Origin of the sequence: Sphingomonas sp. TREG-RG-20F-R18-01 (assembly GCF_022662475.1) — a bacterium.
Taxonomy (GTDB): Bacteria; Pseudomonadota; Alphaproteobacteria; order Sphingomonadales; family Sphingomonadaceae; genus Sphingomonas.
Genome location: NZ_JAKNQQ010000001.1, coordinates 1003938 through 1020834 on the forward strand (window position 1 = coordinate 1003938; position 16897 = coordinate 1020834).

Consider the following 16897-nt stretch of genomic DNA (forward strand, 5'->3'; position numbering starts at 1 on the left):
GGCGCAGGCCGGGGCCTCCATGCTAGCCAGACGCAGCCGGGGATACAGGACTCGATCGCACCGCCTCCCCCGGGCAACTAACCGGTCCCGGCTTTCATCCGCGTAACGGGAGGAGTTGGCGCGGCTTGCGCAGAAGGCTTGCGGAGACGGGGGAGGACACGGCGATGACCTCAGTCTGCCGCCACCACCAGGTCGCTCGGCGCAGGACGGCGCGTCAGCCAGATGACACCGATCATCACCACCGCCATCCATCCGCAGATCCAGAACAATTCGAGCGACGACAGCAGATACGACTGGTTGACGATCTGCCGCATCACCGAACCGGCGGCCTGCTGCTGCGTCATTCCGGCATTCTGCAACTGCCCGATCGCCTGCCGGTAGATTGGCGAATAGTCGGTCCCGACCTCCGTCAGCCGCGTCTGGTGCAGCGCCTCGCGCCGGTCCCACGAGGTCGTGATGATCGACGCGGCGAAGCTTCCCGCGGTGATGCGCGCGAAGTTCGAGATTCCGCTTGCCGAAGGCACCCGATCGCCCGGAATGCCGTCGAACGAGATGGTGACGAGCGGCACGAAGAACATGCTCATCGCCAGCCCCTGCAACAGCAGCGGGAACATCAGCGTCCAGAAACTCGCGTCGGGGGTATATTGCGAGCGCAGGAAATACGAGCCGGCAAAGGCGAGGAACGCCATCGTCGTCAGCCAGCGCGGATCGATCTTGAGCCGCCCGACGAACGGCGTCGCGATCACCGCGACGATCCCGCTGGGCGCGGCGACGAACCCCGCCCAGGTCGCGGTGTACCCCATCTGCTCCTGCAGCCACAGCGGGAGCAGCAGGTTGTTGGCGAAGAACAGCGCATAGCCGAGGCACAAGGCCAGCGTCCCGAACGCGAAGTTGCGCCGACGGAACAGGCTGAGGTCGACCGCGGGATTGCCGTCGGTGATCTCCCAGATCAGCCATGCGACGAACCCGACCACCGCGCACACCAAGAGAATCACGATCAGCGGGTTGTTGAACCAGTCGCGATCCTTGCCGAGATCGAGCATCGTCTGCAGGCTGAACACCCAGAAGGCGAGCAGGATCAGCCCGACCGTATCGATCGGCAATTTGCGGGTCGGGGTCTCGCGGCTCGCGAGCGAGCGCCACGACACGAACGCGCAGGCGATGCCGACGGGGACGTTGATCAGGAAGATCCAGCCCCAATGGTAATTGTCTGAGATATAACCGCCCAGCACCGGCCCGAGCACCGGCGCGGTCAGCGTCGTCATCGACCAGATGCTGAGCGCGGTGCCGCGTTTGTGCGCAGGGAAGATCGCGATCAGCAGCGCCTGGCTACCCGGGATCATCGGCCCCGACACCGCGCCCTGCAGGATGCGGAAGCCGATCAGCGACGACAGGTCCCACGCAAGGCCGCACAGCAACGACGCGATCGTGAACAGCACCACCGACACGGTAAAGGTCCGCACCACGCCGAACCGCTGCATCAGCCAGCCGGTCAGCGGGACGGTCACGCCATTGGCGACCGCGAACGACGTGATCACCCACGTGCCGTTATCGGTCGAGACGCCGAGGTTGCCCGCGATCGTCGGCAGCGAGACGTTCGCGATCGTCCCGTCGAGCACCTGCATGAACGTGCCGAGCGCGAGGGCGATCGAGGTGACGGCAAGCGCCGCCCCCCGCAGCGGGGCCGCCCCCGCGCCGGCGGATGCGCTCACCGCGCGCGTCCGGATGTCTGGGTCCCCAAATTCTGCGCGATGATCCGGCGGACCAGCGCATCGACTTCGGGGCCACCGTCGAGGCTCTGCTGCACGCCGCCCGCGGGCGCGGTACTCCCTGCGACCATCGGGCCGGACAGGTTGGTGGTCGAGACGATCGCATTGACCGACAGCCCGATGCGCAGCGGATGCGCGCGCAGTTCGGCGGGATCGAGCGCGATCCGCACGGGGACGCGCTGGACAATCTTGATCCAGTTGCCCGAGGCGTTCTGCGGCGGGAGCAGCGAGAAGGCGTTGCCGCTCCCTGCCCCGAGCCCGAGCACCTTGCCGTGGAAGGTGACGGCCTTGCCATAGACATCGGCGGTGATCGTCACCGGCTGCCCGACGCGGAGATGCTGAAGCTGCGTCTCGCGGAAGTTGGCGTCGATCCACAGGCTGTCGAGCGGCACCACCGCCATCAGCGGGGTTCCGGCGGCAACACGCTGACCGAGCTGGACGGTGCGCTGCGCGACGATCCCCGCGACCGGCGCGACGATCTTCATGTGGCTGCCGTCGATCGCGGCGCGGCGCACGTCGGCGATTGCGGCAAGGACCTGCGGGTTGTTGGCGATGTCGGTGCCGGCGACCGTGCTCGCTGCCTGCGCCTGACGGGCACGGGCGAGCGCAACGGCGGCGCGCGCGGTGGTGATCGCGTCGGACGCGTGCGACAGTTCCTCGCCCGAGATCGCGCCGTCGCGTGCCGCGCCCTGGCGGCGGGTGTAGTCGTTCTGCGCGCGCGACAGGTCGGCCTGCGCCTGCGCGATTTCCGCACCCGCCTCGTCGACCTGCGCATGCGTCGAGCGGACTGCGCGGACCGCACGGCCGAGCGCCGCCTCGGCCGCATCCATCTGGACGCCGACCGTGGCCGGGTCGAGATCGATCAGCGGCTGGCCGCGCTTGACCGACTGGGTGTTGTCCGCGTGGAGCGCAAGGACGGTCCCACCGTCGCGTGCCGTCACCGAGACGACGTTGCCCGCGACATAGGCGTCGTCGGTTTCCTCGGTCGCCGGCGCGGTGAAGACGCTGATGCCGTACAGGATCAGCCCGATCAGCACGACCAGTGCGAGGATCAGGAACCCGATCCGCCGGATCCGCGACCGCCGCTTGATCGCGGGGTCGACCGGCGTGGGGGGCGGTTCGGCGGCGATCGGCTCGGGGCCGACGACGGGGTCGATACGCTCGGCGGTTTCCGCTTCGCGCTTCCAGTCGGTGGGGGTCTGGTCGTTCATGATGCGCTGTCCGCAAGGGCCGCTGCAGGCGGCGGGGAAGGTTCGAAACCACCGCCAAGCGCGGCGATGAGCTGGATGCGACGGGTCAGCGCATCGGACTGGAGCCCGACCAGCGCCTGTTCCGCCTCGAGCAGGCGGAAGCCCGCGTCGATGCTGTCGAGCTGCGAGCCGAGCCCGGTCGAGACACGGACCTGATCGAGCCGCACCGTCTCGCGCAGACCCGCGACGACGCGGCGTTGCGCGAGCGTATCCTGGTCGGTCGCGCGGACTTGCGTCAGCGCATCCGCCGAGTCCCGCACCGCGCCGAGCACCGCATCGTCATAAGCGGCGACCGCCTCGTCGAGCGTCGCGGTCGCGCCACGATATTGTGCCTTGAGCTTGCCGCCCTCGAAGATCGGCACGTGGATCGCCGGGCCTGCGCCATAGGTTCGCGCGCCGAGATCGAAGAAGCTGCCGAGCCCGAGCGCGGCGAAGCCTGCGAGCGCCTGGATGCTGACGTTGGGCAGGAAGTCCGCGCGGGCGACCTTGCGGCCCGCGGCGGCGGAATCGATCCGCGCCTGCCCGGCGAGCAGATCGGGACGCCGCCCGAGCAGGTCGGCCGGAAGTACGTCCGGGACCACCGGCGGCGCATCGAACGCCAGTTTGGGACTGCCGACCTGCGGGTAGAAATCCGCGCCGCGCCCGACCAGAGCGGCGATCGCATGGACGAGCAATTCGCGCTGCGCGACCGCGCGGGTGCGCGCCTGATCGGCTTCGGCGAGCAGCGTCTCGGCCTGGCGCAGCTCGAACTGGCTGGCGAGCTTGTTGCGGATCCGCGAGTTGACGAAGCCCAGCGCCTGCCGCCGCGTCGCGACGAAGCTGTCGGCGACACGGATCAGCTGGTCGGCGCGTGCGAGCCCGACCCAGGCCTGCGCGATCGAGGTCGATACCATCAGCCGCGCCGCCGCCGCATCGAGCGCCGCCGCCGCCACATCGGCGCGCGCGCCAGCCACCAGCGCGCGCTGGCGGCCGAACAGGTCTAGGTTCCAGTTGAGGTTCGCCTGCACCGACGTGGTCGGATAGGCGTTGCCCGCATAAGGCGGCGGGTAAAGCGAGCGCTCCGGGAAGCGCTGATACGTCGACTGGCCGTCGAGCGTCACCTGCGGCAACTGGTCGCCACGCCGCACCCCGAGCGTCGCCTGCGCCATCCGCACCCGCGCAAGCGCGCGGTCGAGCGACGGATTGGCGGCGAAGCCCATCGTTACCAGCGTATCGAGCTGCGGATCCTTGAACGCGGTCCACCAGTCCGCCGCGATCGGCGTGGCGGTGTCGCTGAGACCAAGCGTCGTCGGCTGGACCTGTGCGACCTGCGGCGGATCGTGCGGGACCGCGGCGCAGGACGACAACAGCACCGCCGCGAGCGAGACGATGCCGGTCGCGCGCATCACTGCACCACCTCCGCCATCGGCGCATCGCCCGCAACGCGTTCCGCGACCGCGAGGACACGCGCGAGCATGTCGACGAATGCTTGCGCCTCGGCCTGGGAGAACTCGGCCATCACTTCGTTCCAGGCGCTGACGACATTGTCCTGCAACTTTGCGACGGTCGCGCCGCCGAGATCGGTCGATACGAGGCGAACGACGCGGCGATCCTCGCCGCTGCGGTCGCGCGCCATCAGGCCACGCGTCTCGAGCACGTCGATGAGTCGTGTGGTCGCTCCGGTCGTCAACCCGAGCTCGCGTGCGAGTTCACCCGCGTTGCCGACCATCCCATCGCGCACGACCTTGATCGCGACCCATTGCTGATAGGTCAGCTCGCGCCCCTCGATGCGCGATTCGACATAGGCCGACATCGTCTTGTCGAGCCGGCGCAGCAGCCGGCCGGGCGCACGGCTGGCCGCGCAATCCTCGACGTTGAACACCGCCATCTATCTTAGTCCTCATTAGCTGCAGGTGCAGATACATCGTGCGAAGGTATTTGCAAGGTGTTGTAAGGAAATGTTGCCGAGTTTGTTGCGGGAGGTGCCCTTGGCGGGCCCGTCGCCCCGTCCCACGCCGGAGCGGCTGCATTCGCGTCACACCGTTTGCCCGTTGCCCGACGGCCCCGGCCTTTGAAGGATTACGGGCGGGCGGAGGATGAACTCGCGTTCACTATATTACCGCCAATTAACACGACCGCGCGCGGTGATCCCGATAGGAGAGCGCCTTCCCGCGACGGGTTGCGGGGGACAGGATACCGATGCTTCCCAGATCCGAACCGTTTCGTCGCCTGTTCCGAAGCCGCCTGCGCAGCGCCGGACTGATCGGCACCGCGCTGGCGTCGATCGCGGCGACCGTGCCCGTCGTCCACCTCACCCCGCAACAGACCAAGGCCCTTGCGATCCGCACGGCGCGCGCCGAGCCAGCCGCCGACATGCCGGTCGCGATCGTCCCGGCCACGGTCCAGCCGCCGCTCGGCGCGCGGCGGGCGGTCGCCGCGCCGTTCCAGGGAATCGTGCGACAGATTTTCGTCGTCCAGGGCCAGCGTGTGCGCGCGGGCCAGCCGCTTGCGGTCGTCGCGAGCCGCGAAGTGCTCCAGACCGGCGCCGAACTCGCCCGCGCCCGCGCGCGCGCGCAGCTCGCCGGATCGACCGCCGCGCGCACCGCCGCGCTCGCACGCGCCGGCGTGATCGCCGAAGCCCGCTCGGAAGAGGCCAAGGCCGCGGCTTATGAAGCGCGCACCGTCGCGACCGAGAACGCGCGCATCCTCGCGCTCGGCGGCGCGGACGGGCGGTCGGGCACCTATACGCTCCGCGCGCCGATCGCGGGAACGGTCAGCAGCATGGCGATCCAGGCGGGCGGGACGCTCGACGGGATGGCCGCGCCGTTCGTGATCGATGCCACCGGCCAATATGCGCTGACCGCGCAACTTCCCGAACGCTATGCCGGGCAGGTCCGCAGCGGGATGCGCGTGGTCGTCGCGCCCAACATTTCCGGCAAGATCGTCGCGGTCGGCACCACCGTGGATCCCGCGACGCGCTCGCTGTCGATCGGCGCCACCCTTCCCGGCGGCCCCGGCATCGTGCTCGGCCGCGCGCTGTCGGCGACGATCCTCGCGCCGCCCCCGACCGGTGCGGTGCAGATCCCCGCGGGCGCGCTGACCAGCTATCAGGGCCGCTGGTACGTGTTCGTCGTCACGCCGCGCGGCTATGTGCCGCGCCGCGTCGAGATCGCCGGGCGCAATGCGCAGCGCGCGGTAATCTCCACCGGACTGCAGCGCGGCGAGACGGTCGCCACGACCGGCGTCACCGAACTCAAGTCGCTGGTCACCAAGCGCTGATGCTGCGGACGCTGGTCGCCTGGGCGCTGTCGGCGCGGCTCGCGGTGATCGCGCTCGCGGCGATCCTCGTCGCGCTCGGGGTGATGGCGTATCGCGCGCTCCCGATCGACGCCTATCCCGATATCTCGTCGACCCAGGTCAAGATGATCCTGAAGGCGCCGGGGATGACCCCGGAAGAAGTCGAGACCCGCGTCGTCACGCCGATCGAGACCGAGATGCTCGGCATCCCGAAGCAGGCGATCCTGCGCTCGACCGCCAAATATGCGATCGCCGACGTCACGATCGATTTCCAGGACGGCACCGACATCTACTGGGCGCGCCAGCAGGTCGCGGAACGGCTGACCGGGGTGATGGCGGACCTGCCGCCCGGCGTCACCGGCGGCCTCGCGCCGATCTCGACCCCGCTCAGCGACGTCTACATGTTCACGATCGAGGGACCGCTTTCGCTCACAGAAAAACGCACGCTGCTCGACTGGACGCTGCGGCCGGCGCTGCGCACCGTCCCCGGGGTCGCCGACGTCAATTCGCTCGGCGGCCTTGCCGAGAGTTTCGAGATCAAGCCCGATGCCAATGCGCTGGCGGCGGCGGGGATCACGATCGCCGATCTCAAGACCGCGATCATGAACAACAACCGCAACGACGGCGCGGGCCGCCTGACCGAGGGCGAGGAAGCGCTGATCGTCCGCGCGACGGGCGCGGTCGAGGCGCCCGAGGACGTCGCGCAGATCGTCATCAAGTCAGGCCCCACCGGCATCACCCGCGTCGGCGACGTCGCGCAGGTCGTGACCGGATCGCTGACCCGCTACGGCGCCGTCACCCGCTCGGGTCGCGGCGAGGCGGTCGAGGGGCTGGTCATCGCGCTGAAGGGCGCGGACGCGAGCAAGGTGGTCGAGGGCGTGCGTGCCAAGCTGGCGGGCGTCACGCTGCCCAAGGGCACGCATCTCAACGTCTTCTACGATCGCTCGCAGCTGATCCACAGCGCGGTGTCGACGGTCGAGGAAGCACTGCTCGAGGCGACGGTGATCGTCATCGTGCTGCTGCTGATCTTCCTCGGCGACTGGCGCGCGGCGTTGATCGTCGCGTCCACCTTGCCGCTCGCCGCGCTGATCACCTTCATCCTGATGCGCGCGTTCGGCGTCACCGCCAACCTGATGAGCCTCGGCGGACTCGCCATCGCGATCGGGCTGCTGGTCGACGGGTCGGTCGTCGTGGTCGAGAATATCGTCGAGCGGATCGCCGATCCCAAGCTCAAGCCCGAGCGCCGGCTGCACCGCATCTTCGTCGCGGTCGGCGAGGTGATCGTTCCGGTGAGCGCAGGCATCGTGATCATCGCGCTGGTGTTCCTCCCGCTGCTGTCGCTGCAGGGGCTGGAGGGCAAGTTGTTCGCGCCGGTCGCGCTGACGATCGTGTTCGCGCTCGCCGGGTCGCTGCTCGTCGCGCTGACGCTGGTGCCGGTGCTTGGCTCCTACGGGCTCAAGGCGCATTCGGCCGACGACAAGGAACCGTGGGTGATGCGCCACGTCCGCCCTGCTTATACCAGGGCGCTGGATGCGGCATTCGGGCACAAGGCAATCGTCGGGATCGGCGCGGGCGTGCTGCTGGCGATCGCGGTCGTCGCCTATCTGATGGTCGGCAAGACCTTCATGCCGACGCTCGACGAGGGTTCGGTCGTGATGCAGCTCACCAAGCTGCCGTCGATCGGGCTCGACCACAGCCTCGCCGACGACATGGCCGCGCAGCGCGCGGTGATGCGCGCGGTGCCCGAAGTGACCAACATCGTCTCGCGCACCGGATCGGACCAGATCGGGCTCGATCCGATGGGGCTGAACGAGACCGACAGCTACGTCACGCTGAAACCGCGTGGCGACTGGCGCAAGGGCGACAAGGAATGGCTCGTCACGCAGATGCGCGACGCGATGAACGGGCTCCCGGGCGTCCAGCCAAGCTTCACCCAGCCGATCGAGATGCGCGTGTCGGAAATGCTGACCGGGTCGCGCGGCGATCTCGCGCTCAAGATCTTCGGGACCGACAATGACCAGCTCGCGCAGATCGCGGGCAAGATGAAGGCGTTGATCGCCGCGACCAAGGGCGCGACCGACGTCCAGACGCTGGCGGAGGATCACGTCAATTATCTCGAGCTCGGGATCGACCGGCTTGCCGCGGGCAATGCCGGGATCCCGGTGTCGGACGTGCAGGACGCCCTGCGCGCGCAACTCGAGGGGCTCGACGCCGGCGTCGCGCGGATCGGGCAGCGCCGCGTGCCGATCACGATCCGCGGCAGCGACGACATCCGCCAGAGCCCGACCGCGTTCGAGGACCTGCTGGTGCGCTCCCCCACCGGTACGCTCGCGCATGTCAGCGACCTCGCGCATGTCTCGCGCAAGGATGGTCCGGTGCTGATCACGCATGAGGACGGGCAACGCTATGCGCTGGTGCAGGCCTCGGTCACCGGCCGCGATCTCGTCGGCTTCGTGCAGGAAGTGCAGCAGAAGGCGCAACAGCAGGTCAAGCTGCCGGGTGGCTACCACTTCGTCTGGGGCGGGCAGTTCGAGAACCAGCGGCGCGCGTCGCAGCGGCTGATGATCGTCATCCCGATCGCACTCGCGCTGATCCTGCTCGTGCTGTTTGCCACGCTGCGGTCGATGCGGGCGGCGCTGCTGATCCTCGCCAACATTCCCTTCGCGATGGTCGGCGGGATCGTCGCCTTGCTGATCACGTCCAGCTATCTTTCGGTCCCCGCTTCGGTCGGCTTCATCGCTTTGCTCGGGATCGCGGTGCTCAACGGGCTGGTGATGGTCTCGCACATCCGCGACCTGCGCGACGACGGGCGCTCGCTGCACGATGCGGTCCGCGACGGCGCGGAGCGGCGGTTGCGGCCGGTGCTGATGACCGCGACGATCACCGCGGTCGGGCTGGTGCCCGTGCTGTTCGCGACCGGACCGGGGTCGGAGATCCAGCGGCCGCTCGCGATTGTCGTGATCGGCGGGTTGATCACGTCGACGCTGCTGACGCTGATCCTGCTGCCGATCCTGTACGAACGCTTCGGGGAGGCGAAGGAATGACCCTGCTGATCGAAATCCTGTGCCTTCCCGACGATGCCGACGACCTGATCGTTGCCCTCTGCGAGGGCGGGATCGACACGTGGATCGCGACCTATCCGATCGAGATCGCCCCGGAGCACCTGCGCGACGCGAGCGTCCGCGAACAGGTAACCGGTCGCCAGAAGCGGACCGTGCTGCGCTTCACCGCCGAGGAGTCCGCGGTCGATGTCGTTCGTGACGTGGTCGAGGACGGCACGATCTGGCACGCCGTCGCGCTGGCGGCAAAGGCATGATCGGGCGCTTTGCCCTGCTGCTGTGCGTCGCGACCCCGGCGCTTGCGCAAAGCACGACGCCCGCAATGCCGACGCAAGTGATCGACGCGGCCGATGCCGCGCTTCCCCCGCTCGCCGCGGTGTCCGAGGCGCTCGACAACAGCCCGTCGGTGCGCGAAGCAGCGGCGCGCGTCGACGCCGCGCGCGGCCATGCCGGCGTGCTGAGCGCGGGCCCGCACGAGTTCACCGCGACCGGCTCCTACGTCCGCCGCCGGGTGACGGGCGAGACGACCTACAACGAATTCGACATGACCGTGCTCAAGCCGTTCCGCCTGCCGGGCAAGGCCGCGCTCGACCGCGCGGCGGGAACCTATGAGATCAAGGCGGCGCGCAACATGTTCGCCGATGCGCGGCATCAGGCCGCTCTGACGCTGGCGTCGGGGTGGTTCGACTGGCTGGCCGCGCACGAACGCGTGACGATCGCGCAGCGCGCGCTCGACGTGCAGCAGCGGATTACGACCGGCATCGGACTACAGGTCCGCTACAAGGATGCGAGCCGGCTCGATGCCGACCGTGCAACGTTGGAACTGGAGACCGCACGGAGCGAACTGGCCGACGCAAGTGGCGCGGAAGCGGCGGCAGCCGCGACGCTGCGCGCGATGTTCCCCACGCTCGAACTGCCAAGCGAGATCCCGTCCCCGCAACCGATCCGCGCCACCCCGGAGCAGCTCGCCGGCTGGCGCGACGACATTCTCGGCGACAGCCACGAGATCCGCGCGGCCGAGGCGACCGCGCAGCAATATCATGCGCTGGCGACCCGCGCCCGGCTGGACCGGCGCGCGGATCCCTCGGTCGGGGGGCGCGCGTTCAGCGAGCGCGGCGGCAACGAGGTCGGCGTCGGCGTGGTCGGGGTGTTGCCGTTCGGCGGGCGCTTCCGCAAGCCGGCGGCGGACCAGGCGCTGGCAGAGGCGGGCGCGGCCGACCAGGCGCTCGCGCGGGTTCGGCGCGAGATCCTCGCGACCGCCGATACCGATCTGGTCCAGGCGCGCGCGGGATATGCGCTGCTGGAGTCGGCACAGCGCGCGGTGGTCGCGGCGCGGGCGGCGATGGCAAAGCTCGAGGAAGGGCGGCGGCTGGGCGGGGTCGATCTGTCCGCGCTGCTGTACGCGCAGCGGCAGGTGCGCGATGCGGAGAAGATCGAAGCCGAGGCGCGGGCGCGGGCGGCGCGGTCGGTCGCCAAGCTGCGGATCGACGCGCATCGGCTCTGGGCGCCGGCCGAGGCCGACGACTGAAGGGGATTTGCGGGTTTTCGCCAGGGAACAGGCAGGTTTGTGCCGGTTCCCGCCCACCGGCAACGCAGGAAAGCCTTTACGGCGCGCTACCGCGTATAGGCCACGGGCGTCACAACCGGGCTGGTATCGGTGCCCCCATCATCGCCCGCACCGTCAACCGGCATCGCCAGTTCGACCGATTCATCGGTCACCGTGACCCGCGCGCCAAGTCTGGTGATGCCGTACAGCCGCTTGGCAAAGGCGATCGGCACGCGAACGCATCCGTGCGACGCCGCATATCCCGGGTCGCGCCCCGCATGGATCGCAACGCCGTCCCACGTCAGTCGCTGCATGAACGGCATCGGCGCAGCGTCATAGATACTTGATGTGTGATCGACCTCCTTCTGCAGGATCGTGAACTCGCCGGTTGGCGTCTCATGCCCTTCCTTGCCGGTCGACACGGCAGACACGGCGATGAGCCGGTTGCCGCGATAGACGAACAGCTTCTGGTCGAACAGGCTAACCACGATCCTGACTCCGGAGGCTTCGATCGCGGCGTTGCTCCACAGGTAATCCCCCGCCGTCATGGTCGCGATAGCGTCGCTGGTCGGCACGGTAGTGCGCGCCTGCACCGCTACGGGCAACACGGCCAAGCCGACAGTGATCACCGCGACGGCAAGGCCGCGGCGCGGATGGATCGAGACCATGTCGCACCTCTGGATCAGGATTGAAGCCGGAAATTCTCGCGAAACCGCAAGCGACTCGTTGATGGATCTCCAACGCGACGGGTTGACTTTTGCTCCGATCCAAAATCCGTCCCACTTTGCGACGAAGTGCCCAGGACTCACGATGGAACCCGGTCAAGAACGGGATCTAATGGTGTCGGTTAAGACACCGATACCCATTTCCATGCTATAGAATTTACCATCCAACGTTGAGGGACATGTTCCAAACCGTGCAAGATCAACCTCTTATGCTTACGCGCCGGGCTTTCGGCGGCTCTGCGCTGGCGCTGCTCGGCGCCTCGACCATCGTTCCCGCACGGGCGCAGGCGCCCGTTTTCGCGCGCGGCCCGGCGCCCGCGACGATCCAGCCGCTCGCCTCACGGCGGGTCGTGCGTCCCGATCTGCTTCGCCATGCGCTCGCTGCCTTGCAGCGCCATGGCTCGCAAATTCCATATCACGATCGTATCGCTATCGCGGATTTCTCGCTGCCGTCGTCACAGCCGCGCTTCTACCTCGTCGACATGGCAAACGGCATGGCCACGACCCTGCTCGTCGCGCATGGCAGCGGCAGCGACCCGTCGCACACCGGTTATCTGCAGCGCTTTTCGAACAGCCAGGGTTCGAACGCATCCAGTGAAGGCGCGTTCGTCGCGTCCGATTATTACGTTGGCAAGCACGGTCGTTCGCAACGGCTGGTCGGGCTGGACTCGACCAACTGCAACGCGCTCCAGCGCGCGCTGGTCGTGCACTCGGCGTGGTATGCGGACCCCGACATGGTGCGTACGCATGGCCAGCTCGGTCGCAGCCAGGGCTGCTTCGCGGTCAGCGAAGGCGATCTCGACCAGGTGTTCGCGCGACTTGGCCAGGGGCGCATGATCTACTCGGCGAAGGTCTGAGCCAACCGCGCCGGTTTGACCGTAGCATGACAGGAAGTTCATGCGGGTGATGGTCCGTCGTCATCGATGCCGGCGCAGGATTGGAATCCACCAGTGTTGAGGGATTTCATGTACAAGATCTTTGCTCCAGCGCTCGCTGTCGCCGCCCTTGCCGTCAGCGGCGTGGCACTCGACGCGCCTGCCTCTGCCAAGGGCTGCATCCGCGGCGCGGTCGCCGGCGGCGTTGCGGGCCATTACGCGCACCATCACGCCATCGCCGGCGCCGCGGCGGGCTGCGTGACCGCGCATTATTACTACAAGCACAAGGCCAAGGCCGCCGCCGCCGCACAGGCCAACGCGGCGCACCGCTAAGGTCCGGCATCGTCCCCACGCCCGTTTCGTCCAATTCGCTCGCGCGGGGAATACGGAGCCGGCGTGGGGCCGCTCCTACGCTATCCGGAGGCTGACCATGGCGCGCAAACGGACGATCCGCAGTGGCTTGCGGATGATGACAGCTCTTGCTCTCGGCCTGAGCACGGTCCCCGCGTCGGCGGGCACCGTCGCGCTGACGTTCGACGACCTTCCGGTGTTCGGCAAGATGACCTCGGCCGCAGATGGCGCGGTCGTCACCGATACGTTGCTCGCCGGCCTCAGGCGCAACCATTTCAAGGCAACCGGCTTCGTCAACGAGGTCCAGCTCGCCGCGCCCGACCATGCGCAACGCGTCCAGCTGCTCGTGCGCTGGCTCGATGCCGGAATGGACCTCGGCAATCACAGTTATTCGCACCTGTCGCTCAATGCGGTCCCGGTCGAGGCCTATATCGCGGACGTCGCGCACGGCGCGCAGGAAACGTCCGCGTTGCTCGGCGCGCGCGGGCGGCAGGAGCGGTGGTACCGGTATCCCTATCTCGAAACCGGGCTGACGATGGCGGCGCGCCAACGGTTCGAAGGCTGGCTCAGGACGCATGGCTATCGCGTCGCGCCGGTGACGATGGAGAATTCCGACTGGCGCTTCGCCGCGCCATATGACGACGCGATGGCGCGCGGCGACCATGCCGAGGCGCGGCGGATCCAGCAGGCCTATCTCGCTTTTACCCGCCGGATCGTGGCCTGGTATCAGCAAGCCGGGCGCGCGCTGCTCGGCCGCGAGCCCGCGTTCGTCTTTCTGCTTCACGCAAGCCGGCTCAACGCCGCGAGCATCGACTCGCTCGCCGCGATCCTGCGCGCGCAGCATCTGCGGGTCGTCCCGCTCGATACCGCGATGCGTGATCCCGCCTATGCGATTCCCGATACCTATGTCGGGCCCAATGGCGACGGATGGCTCGACCGCTGGGCGCTGACGCTCCACCGGTCGTTGCCGTACGGCTCGGTCCCGACCGTACCGCAGACGATCGCGACCTACGATGCGCGGCTCGAGGGCGCGACCGATCCCCGCGCAGCGGCGGCGTCATGAGCGGGCGCGGTCTTCTCGTTGGCCTTATGCTGACGCTGGGCGTGGCAACCGTATCGGTCCCGGTACAGGCAACGCCCTCCCCCTGGCCGGCGGGTGTCGCGCTGCCTGCCGGCGAACCGCTCGATGAATCCTATCGCCAGGAATTCGGCGTATGCGACCGTGCCGACCGCTTCCACGGCCATGCCGTCCATGGCTGCCGCAACGACCCGAACGCGGTCACCGCGCTCCGCCGCCTGCCGGGCGGGGCGATCGCCTATGTCGCGAAGCTCGCGGTCGATCTCGACGGATCGCCGTTCGCATGCAGCCCCGATCATGGCGCGATGGACCAATGCCCGACGTCGCTGATGCTCCCCGACGGCAAGGGTGGCGAAATCCCGGTCGATGCGGACAAGATCCCCTATGTGGTCATTCCATGGGAGGGGCCGCATGACGAAAAGGGACGCTTCACCAAGCTGACCGGGGTCGATGTCGGCGATTTCGGCGTGGTGATCGCGCATGGCCGGACGATCCCGGTGATCGTCGCGGATACCGGACCGTTCGAGAAACTGGGCGAGGGATCGCTCGCGCTGCACCGCGCGCTGGGGCGTGAACTGTGTATCGCGCGGAGCAACGCGGGAACGTGCCGCCGCGTGATCGAGCGGATGGAGAGCATCGGCGGCGACGTCACCACCGTGCTGTTCCCGCACAGCGCGCGCGAGGGAGTCACCCCCGCCAATATCGCGCAGATCGTGCGCGAAGAAGGGCTGCGACGCTGGCAGGCGTTTCAATCCAACGGATAGCGCATCGAATGGCGGGTAACAGCCCGTCACCCCGGCAAAGGCCGAGGTGACGGCAGCGTTCGCCACCCCGACCGAGGACATCGCGCTCTACCCCGTTACACTTCGATCCCGATCTTGCCGAAGTGCCCCCCGCTCGTCTCGTAGCGGAAGGCCTCCGCCAACTGCTCCAGCGGGAAGCGACGATCGACCACCGGCCGGATCCCGCTGGCGTCGAGCGCGCGGACGAATTCCTGTTGCTCGCGACGGCTACCGACGATCAGGCCCTGCAGGCGTGCCTGCCTGGACATCAGCGCCGCGGTCGGCACCTCGCCCGCACCGCCCGTCAGCACGCCGATCAGCGAGATATGCCCGCCGACGCGCACCGCCTCGATCGATTGCGCGAGCGTACCTGGGCCACCGACCTCGACGACATGATCGACCCCGCGTCCGCCGGTCCAATCGGCGATCGCCTTGCCCCATCCCGGCGTGGTGCCATAATTGAGGCAGAAGTCCGCCCCCAGCGCCTTCGCGCGCGCGAGCTTTTCGTCGGAGGAGGAGGTGATCGCGACCACCGCGCCCATCATCTTGGCGATCTGCAGCGCCCAGATCGACACCCCGCCGGTGCCGAGCAGCAACACGGTATCCCCGGCCTTTAGCTTGCCGTCGACGACCAGCGCGCGCCATGCGGTCAGCCCGGCGGTGGTGATCGTCGCCGCCTCGACCGCGTCATAGCCCTTGGGCGCACGAGTGAATGCGGTCGCCGGCAATACCACCGCGTCGCGCGCGAAGCCGTCGATCCCGTCACCGGGGGTGCGGCTGAAATCGCCGACGGTCGGCGTACCGTCCTGCCAATCGGGGAAGAAGCACGACACGACCATATCGCCGACCGCAAATTCGCTGACGTCCGCGCCGATGGCCTCGACCGTGCCCGCGCCATCGGCCAGCGGAATCCGCCCCGATGCCTCGCCCATCCGTCCGGTCACCACGCCGAGGTCATGGAAGTTGAGCGAGCTGCCCTGCACCTTGACGCGGATCTCGCCCGGTCCCGGCTGCCCCGGATCCTCGCGTTCGCCCGCTGCCAGCTGGTCGAGGTTCATCGGGTTGCCTACAATCATCGTCCGCATCATGATCTCCTTTGCGGGCACACCGGCCCGTCGCTGGGCGCTCAACGCCCCGGGACTGGGACCGCTCCCATAAAAGCGGTGAACTCCCGGGCGGATCGGCCGTTGTGTCGCCGAACCCATTCTGCATCAGCAAGAGTATCTGCGCATGACCTTCTCCCCATCCCCCGTCTGGCTGGTAACGGGTTGCTCGACCGGTTTCGGACGTGATCTCGCCAAGCTGATCGTCGATCGCGGCTGGCGCCTCGTCGCGACCGCGCGCGACGCCGACCGTGTCGCCGACCTCGCCGACGCCGCCCCCGACCGCGTCCTCGCGCTGGCGCTCGACGTGACCAAGCAAGACCAGATCGACGCGGTGGTGCAGGCAGCGGCCGAGAAGTTCGGGCGGATCGACGTGCTCGTCAACAATGCCGGCTATGGCTATCAGAGCACGATCGAGGAAGGCGTCGAGGCGGAGATCCGCAACCAGTTCGACGCCAACGTCTTCGGCCTGTTCGCGATGACGCGCGCGGTGCTGCCGCACATGCGCGCGCAGAAGAGCGGGCATGTCATCAATATCACCTCGGTCGCGGGGTTCGTCGGCTTTCCGGGGTCGGGCTATTATGCCGCATCGAAGCATGCGGTCGAAGGCTTCTCGGACGCGCTGCTCGCCGAGGTCGGCCCGCTCGGGATCGACGTCACCTGTGTCGAGCCGGGGCCGTTCCGCACCGACTGGGCCGGCCGTTCGCTCCAGCAGACCGAGAGCCGCATCGCGGATTATGCCGACACCGCCGCCAAACGCCTTGCGGATACGCGCAGCGGGAGCGGCAAGCAGGCGGGCGACCCCGTCCGCGCGGGCGAGGCGATGATCGCGCTGACGGTCGATCCCAACCCGCCGCGGCACCTGGTGCTCGGCAAATGGGGGTATGACATGGTGACGGACAAGCTAAAGGCGCGCCTGACCGAGATCGAGCAGCATCGCGACGCGAGCCTGGCAGCGGATTTTCCGGAAGGCTGAGCGCGGCTACTTGCCGCGCATTCGTGTGATGACAGGAACCCAGGGTTGAGGACGGTGACAGACGTTGCGTCCGGAACGCCCGGGTTCCTGCCCGCGCAGCAACTGGG

At 68.3% G+C, this 16897-nt stretch carries 15 protein-coding genes; 9 read left to right on the forward strand and 6 right to left on the reverse strand.

The annotated features are described in order from the left end of the window. Positions 1-170: 170 nt before the first annotated feature. From L8K25_RS05090 to L8K25_RS05105, 4 genes are read right to left on the reverse strand one after another with little or no spacing between them, the layout of a single operon-like run. Positions 171-1712 (reverse strand): DHA2 family efflux MFS transporter permease subunit, encoded by a 1542-nt coding sequence (locus L8K25_RS05090; protein WP_242137790.1) that lies wholly within the window; start codon positions 1710-1712, stop codon positions 171-173. Beyond that, positions 1709-2980 (reverse strand): HlyD family efflux transporter periplasmic adaptor subunit, encoded by a 1272-nt coding sequence (locus tag L8K25_RS05095; RefSeq protein ID WP_242137791.1) that lies wholly within the window; start codon positions 2978-2980, stop codon positions 1709-1711. The genes L8K25_RS05090 and L8K25_RS05095 overlap by 4 nt, the downstream gene beginning before the upstream one ends. Beyond that, positions 2977-4404 carry an efflux transporter outer membrane subunit gene (locus L8K25_RS05100; protein ID WP_242137900.1) on the reverse strand — a complete coding sequence of 476 codons (1428 nt, stop codon included), beginning with the start codon at positions 4402-4404 and terminating at the stop codon, positions 2977-2979. The genes L8K25_RS05095 and L8K25_RS05100 overlap by 4 nt, the downstream gene beginning before the upstream one ends. Continuing rightward, positions 4404-4886 carry a MarR family transcriptional regulator gene (locus tag L8K25_RS05105; protein ID WP_242137792.1) on the reverse strand — a complete coding sequence of 161 codons (483 nt, stop codon included), beginning with the start codon at positions 4884-4886 and terminating at the stop codon, positions 4404-4406. The genes L8K25_RS05100 and L8K25_RS05105 overlap by 1 nt, the downstream gene beginning before the upstream one ends. 311 nt (positions 4887-5197) lie before the next feature. Between L8K25_RS05105 and L8K25_RS05110 the strand changes: the two genes are divergently transcribed. From L8K25_RS05110 to L8K25_RS05125, 4 genes are read left to right on the forward strand one after another with little or no spacing between them, the layout of a single operon-like run. Next, positions 5198-6277, forward strand: a complete 1080-nt coding sequence (locus L8K25_RS05110) for an efflux RND transporter periplasmic adaptor subunit (protein ID WP_242137793.1) — start codon at positions 5198-5200, stop codon at positions 6275-6277. Continuing rightward, complete coding sequence (locus tag L8K25_RS05115) at positions 6277-9339, forward strand: CusA/CzcA family heavy metal efflux RND transporter (RefSeq protein ID WP_242137794.1); 3063 nt, start codon at positions 6277-6279, stop codon at positions 9337-9339. The genes L8K25_RS05110 and L8K25_RS05115 overlap by 1 nt, the downstream gene beginning before the upstream one ends. Beyond that, the gene (locus L8K25_RS05120) at positions 9336-9611 is read left to right on the forward strand and encodes a hypothetical protein (RefSeq protein ID WP_242137795.1); all 276 of its coding nucleotides are present in this window, start codon (positions 9336-9338) and stop codon (positions 9609-9611) included. The genes L8K25_RS05115 and L8K25_RS05120 overlap by 4 nt, the downstream gene beginning before the upstream one ends. After that, entirely contained in the window at positions 9608-10882 is a 1275-nt protein-coding gene (locus tag L8K25_RS05125) for a TolC family protein (RefSeq protein WP_242137796.1), read from the forward strand. Before L8K25_RS05120 ends, L8K25_RS05125 begins: the two co-directional genes overlap by 4 nt. Before the next feature lie 86 nt (positions 10883-10968). Here the strand turns inward: L8K25_RS05125 and L8K25_RS05130 are convergent, their stop codons facing one another. Beyond that, the gene (locus L8K25_RS05130; RefSeq protein WP_242137797.1) at positions 10969-11568 is read right to left on the reverse strand and encodes a L,D-transpeptidase family protein; all 600 of its coding nucleotides are present in this window, start codon (positions 11566-11568) and stop codon (positions 10969-10971) included. Positions 11569-11834: 266 nt separating this feature from the next. On the opposite strand from L8K25_RS05130, the gene L8K25_RS05135 reads away from it, so the two are divergent. The 4 genes from L8K25_RS05135 to L8K25_RS05150 all read left to right on the forward strand — a co-directional run bounded on the left by L8K25_RS05135 (position 11835) and on the right by L8K25_RS05150 (position 14693). Then, on the forward strand, positions 11835-12482 hold the full coding sequence (locus L8K25_RS05135) for a murein L,D-transpeptidase catalytic domain family protein (protein WP_242137798.1): 648 nt from the start codon (positions 11835-11837) through the stop codon (positions 12480-12482). A 108-nt stretch (positions 12483-12590) separates the two neighbouring features. Continuing rightward, entirely contained in the window at positions 12591-12833 is a 243-nt protein-coding gene (locus L8K25_RS05140) for a hypothetical protein (protein WP_242137799.1), read from the forward strand. Positions 12834-12930: 97 nt separating this feature from the next. After that, positions 12931-13914 carry a polysaccharide deacetylase family protein gene (locus L8K25_RS05145; protein WP_242137800.1) on the forward strand — a complete coding sequence of 328 codons (984 nt, stop codon included), beginning with the start codon at positions 12931-12933 and terminating at the stop codon, positions 13912-13914. Beyond that, entirely contained in the window at positions 13911-14693 is a 783-nt protein-coding gene (locus tag L8K25_RS05150; RefSeq protein ID WP_242137801.1) for a glycoside hydrolase family 75 protein, read from the forward strand. The genes L8K25_RS05145 and L8K25_RS05150 overlap by 4 nt, the downstream gene beginning before the upstream one ends. Before the next feature lie 95 nt (positions 14694-14788). Here the strand turns inward: L8K25_RS05150 and L8K25_RS05155 are convergent, their stop codons facing one another. Then, positions 14789-15796 (reverse strand): NAD(P)-dependent alcohol dehydrogenase, encoded by a 1008-nt coding sequence (locus L8K25_RS05155; RefSeq protein WP_242137901.1) that lies wholly within the window; start codon positions 15794-15796, stop codon positions 14789-14791. 145 nt (positions 15797-15941) lie between these two features. Here L8K25_RS05155 and L8K25_RS05160 point away from each other — a divergent pair, with 145 nt between their 5' ends. Next, positions 15942-16790 carry an oxidoreductase gene (locus L8K25_RS05160; RefSeq protein ID WP_242137802.1) on the forward strand — a complete coding sequence of 283 codons (849 nt, stop codon included), beginning with the start codon at positions 15942-15944 and terminating at the stop codon, positions 16788-16790. Positions 16791-16897 lie beyond the last annotated feature (107 nt).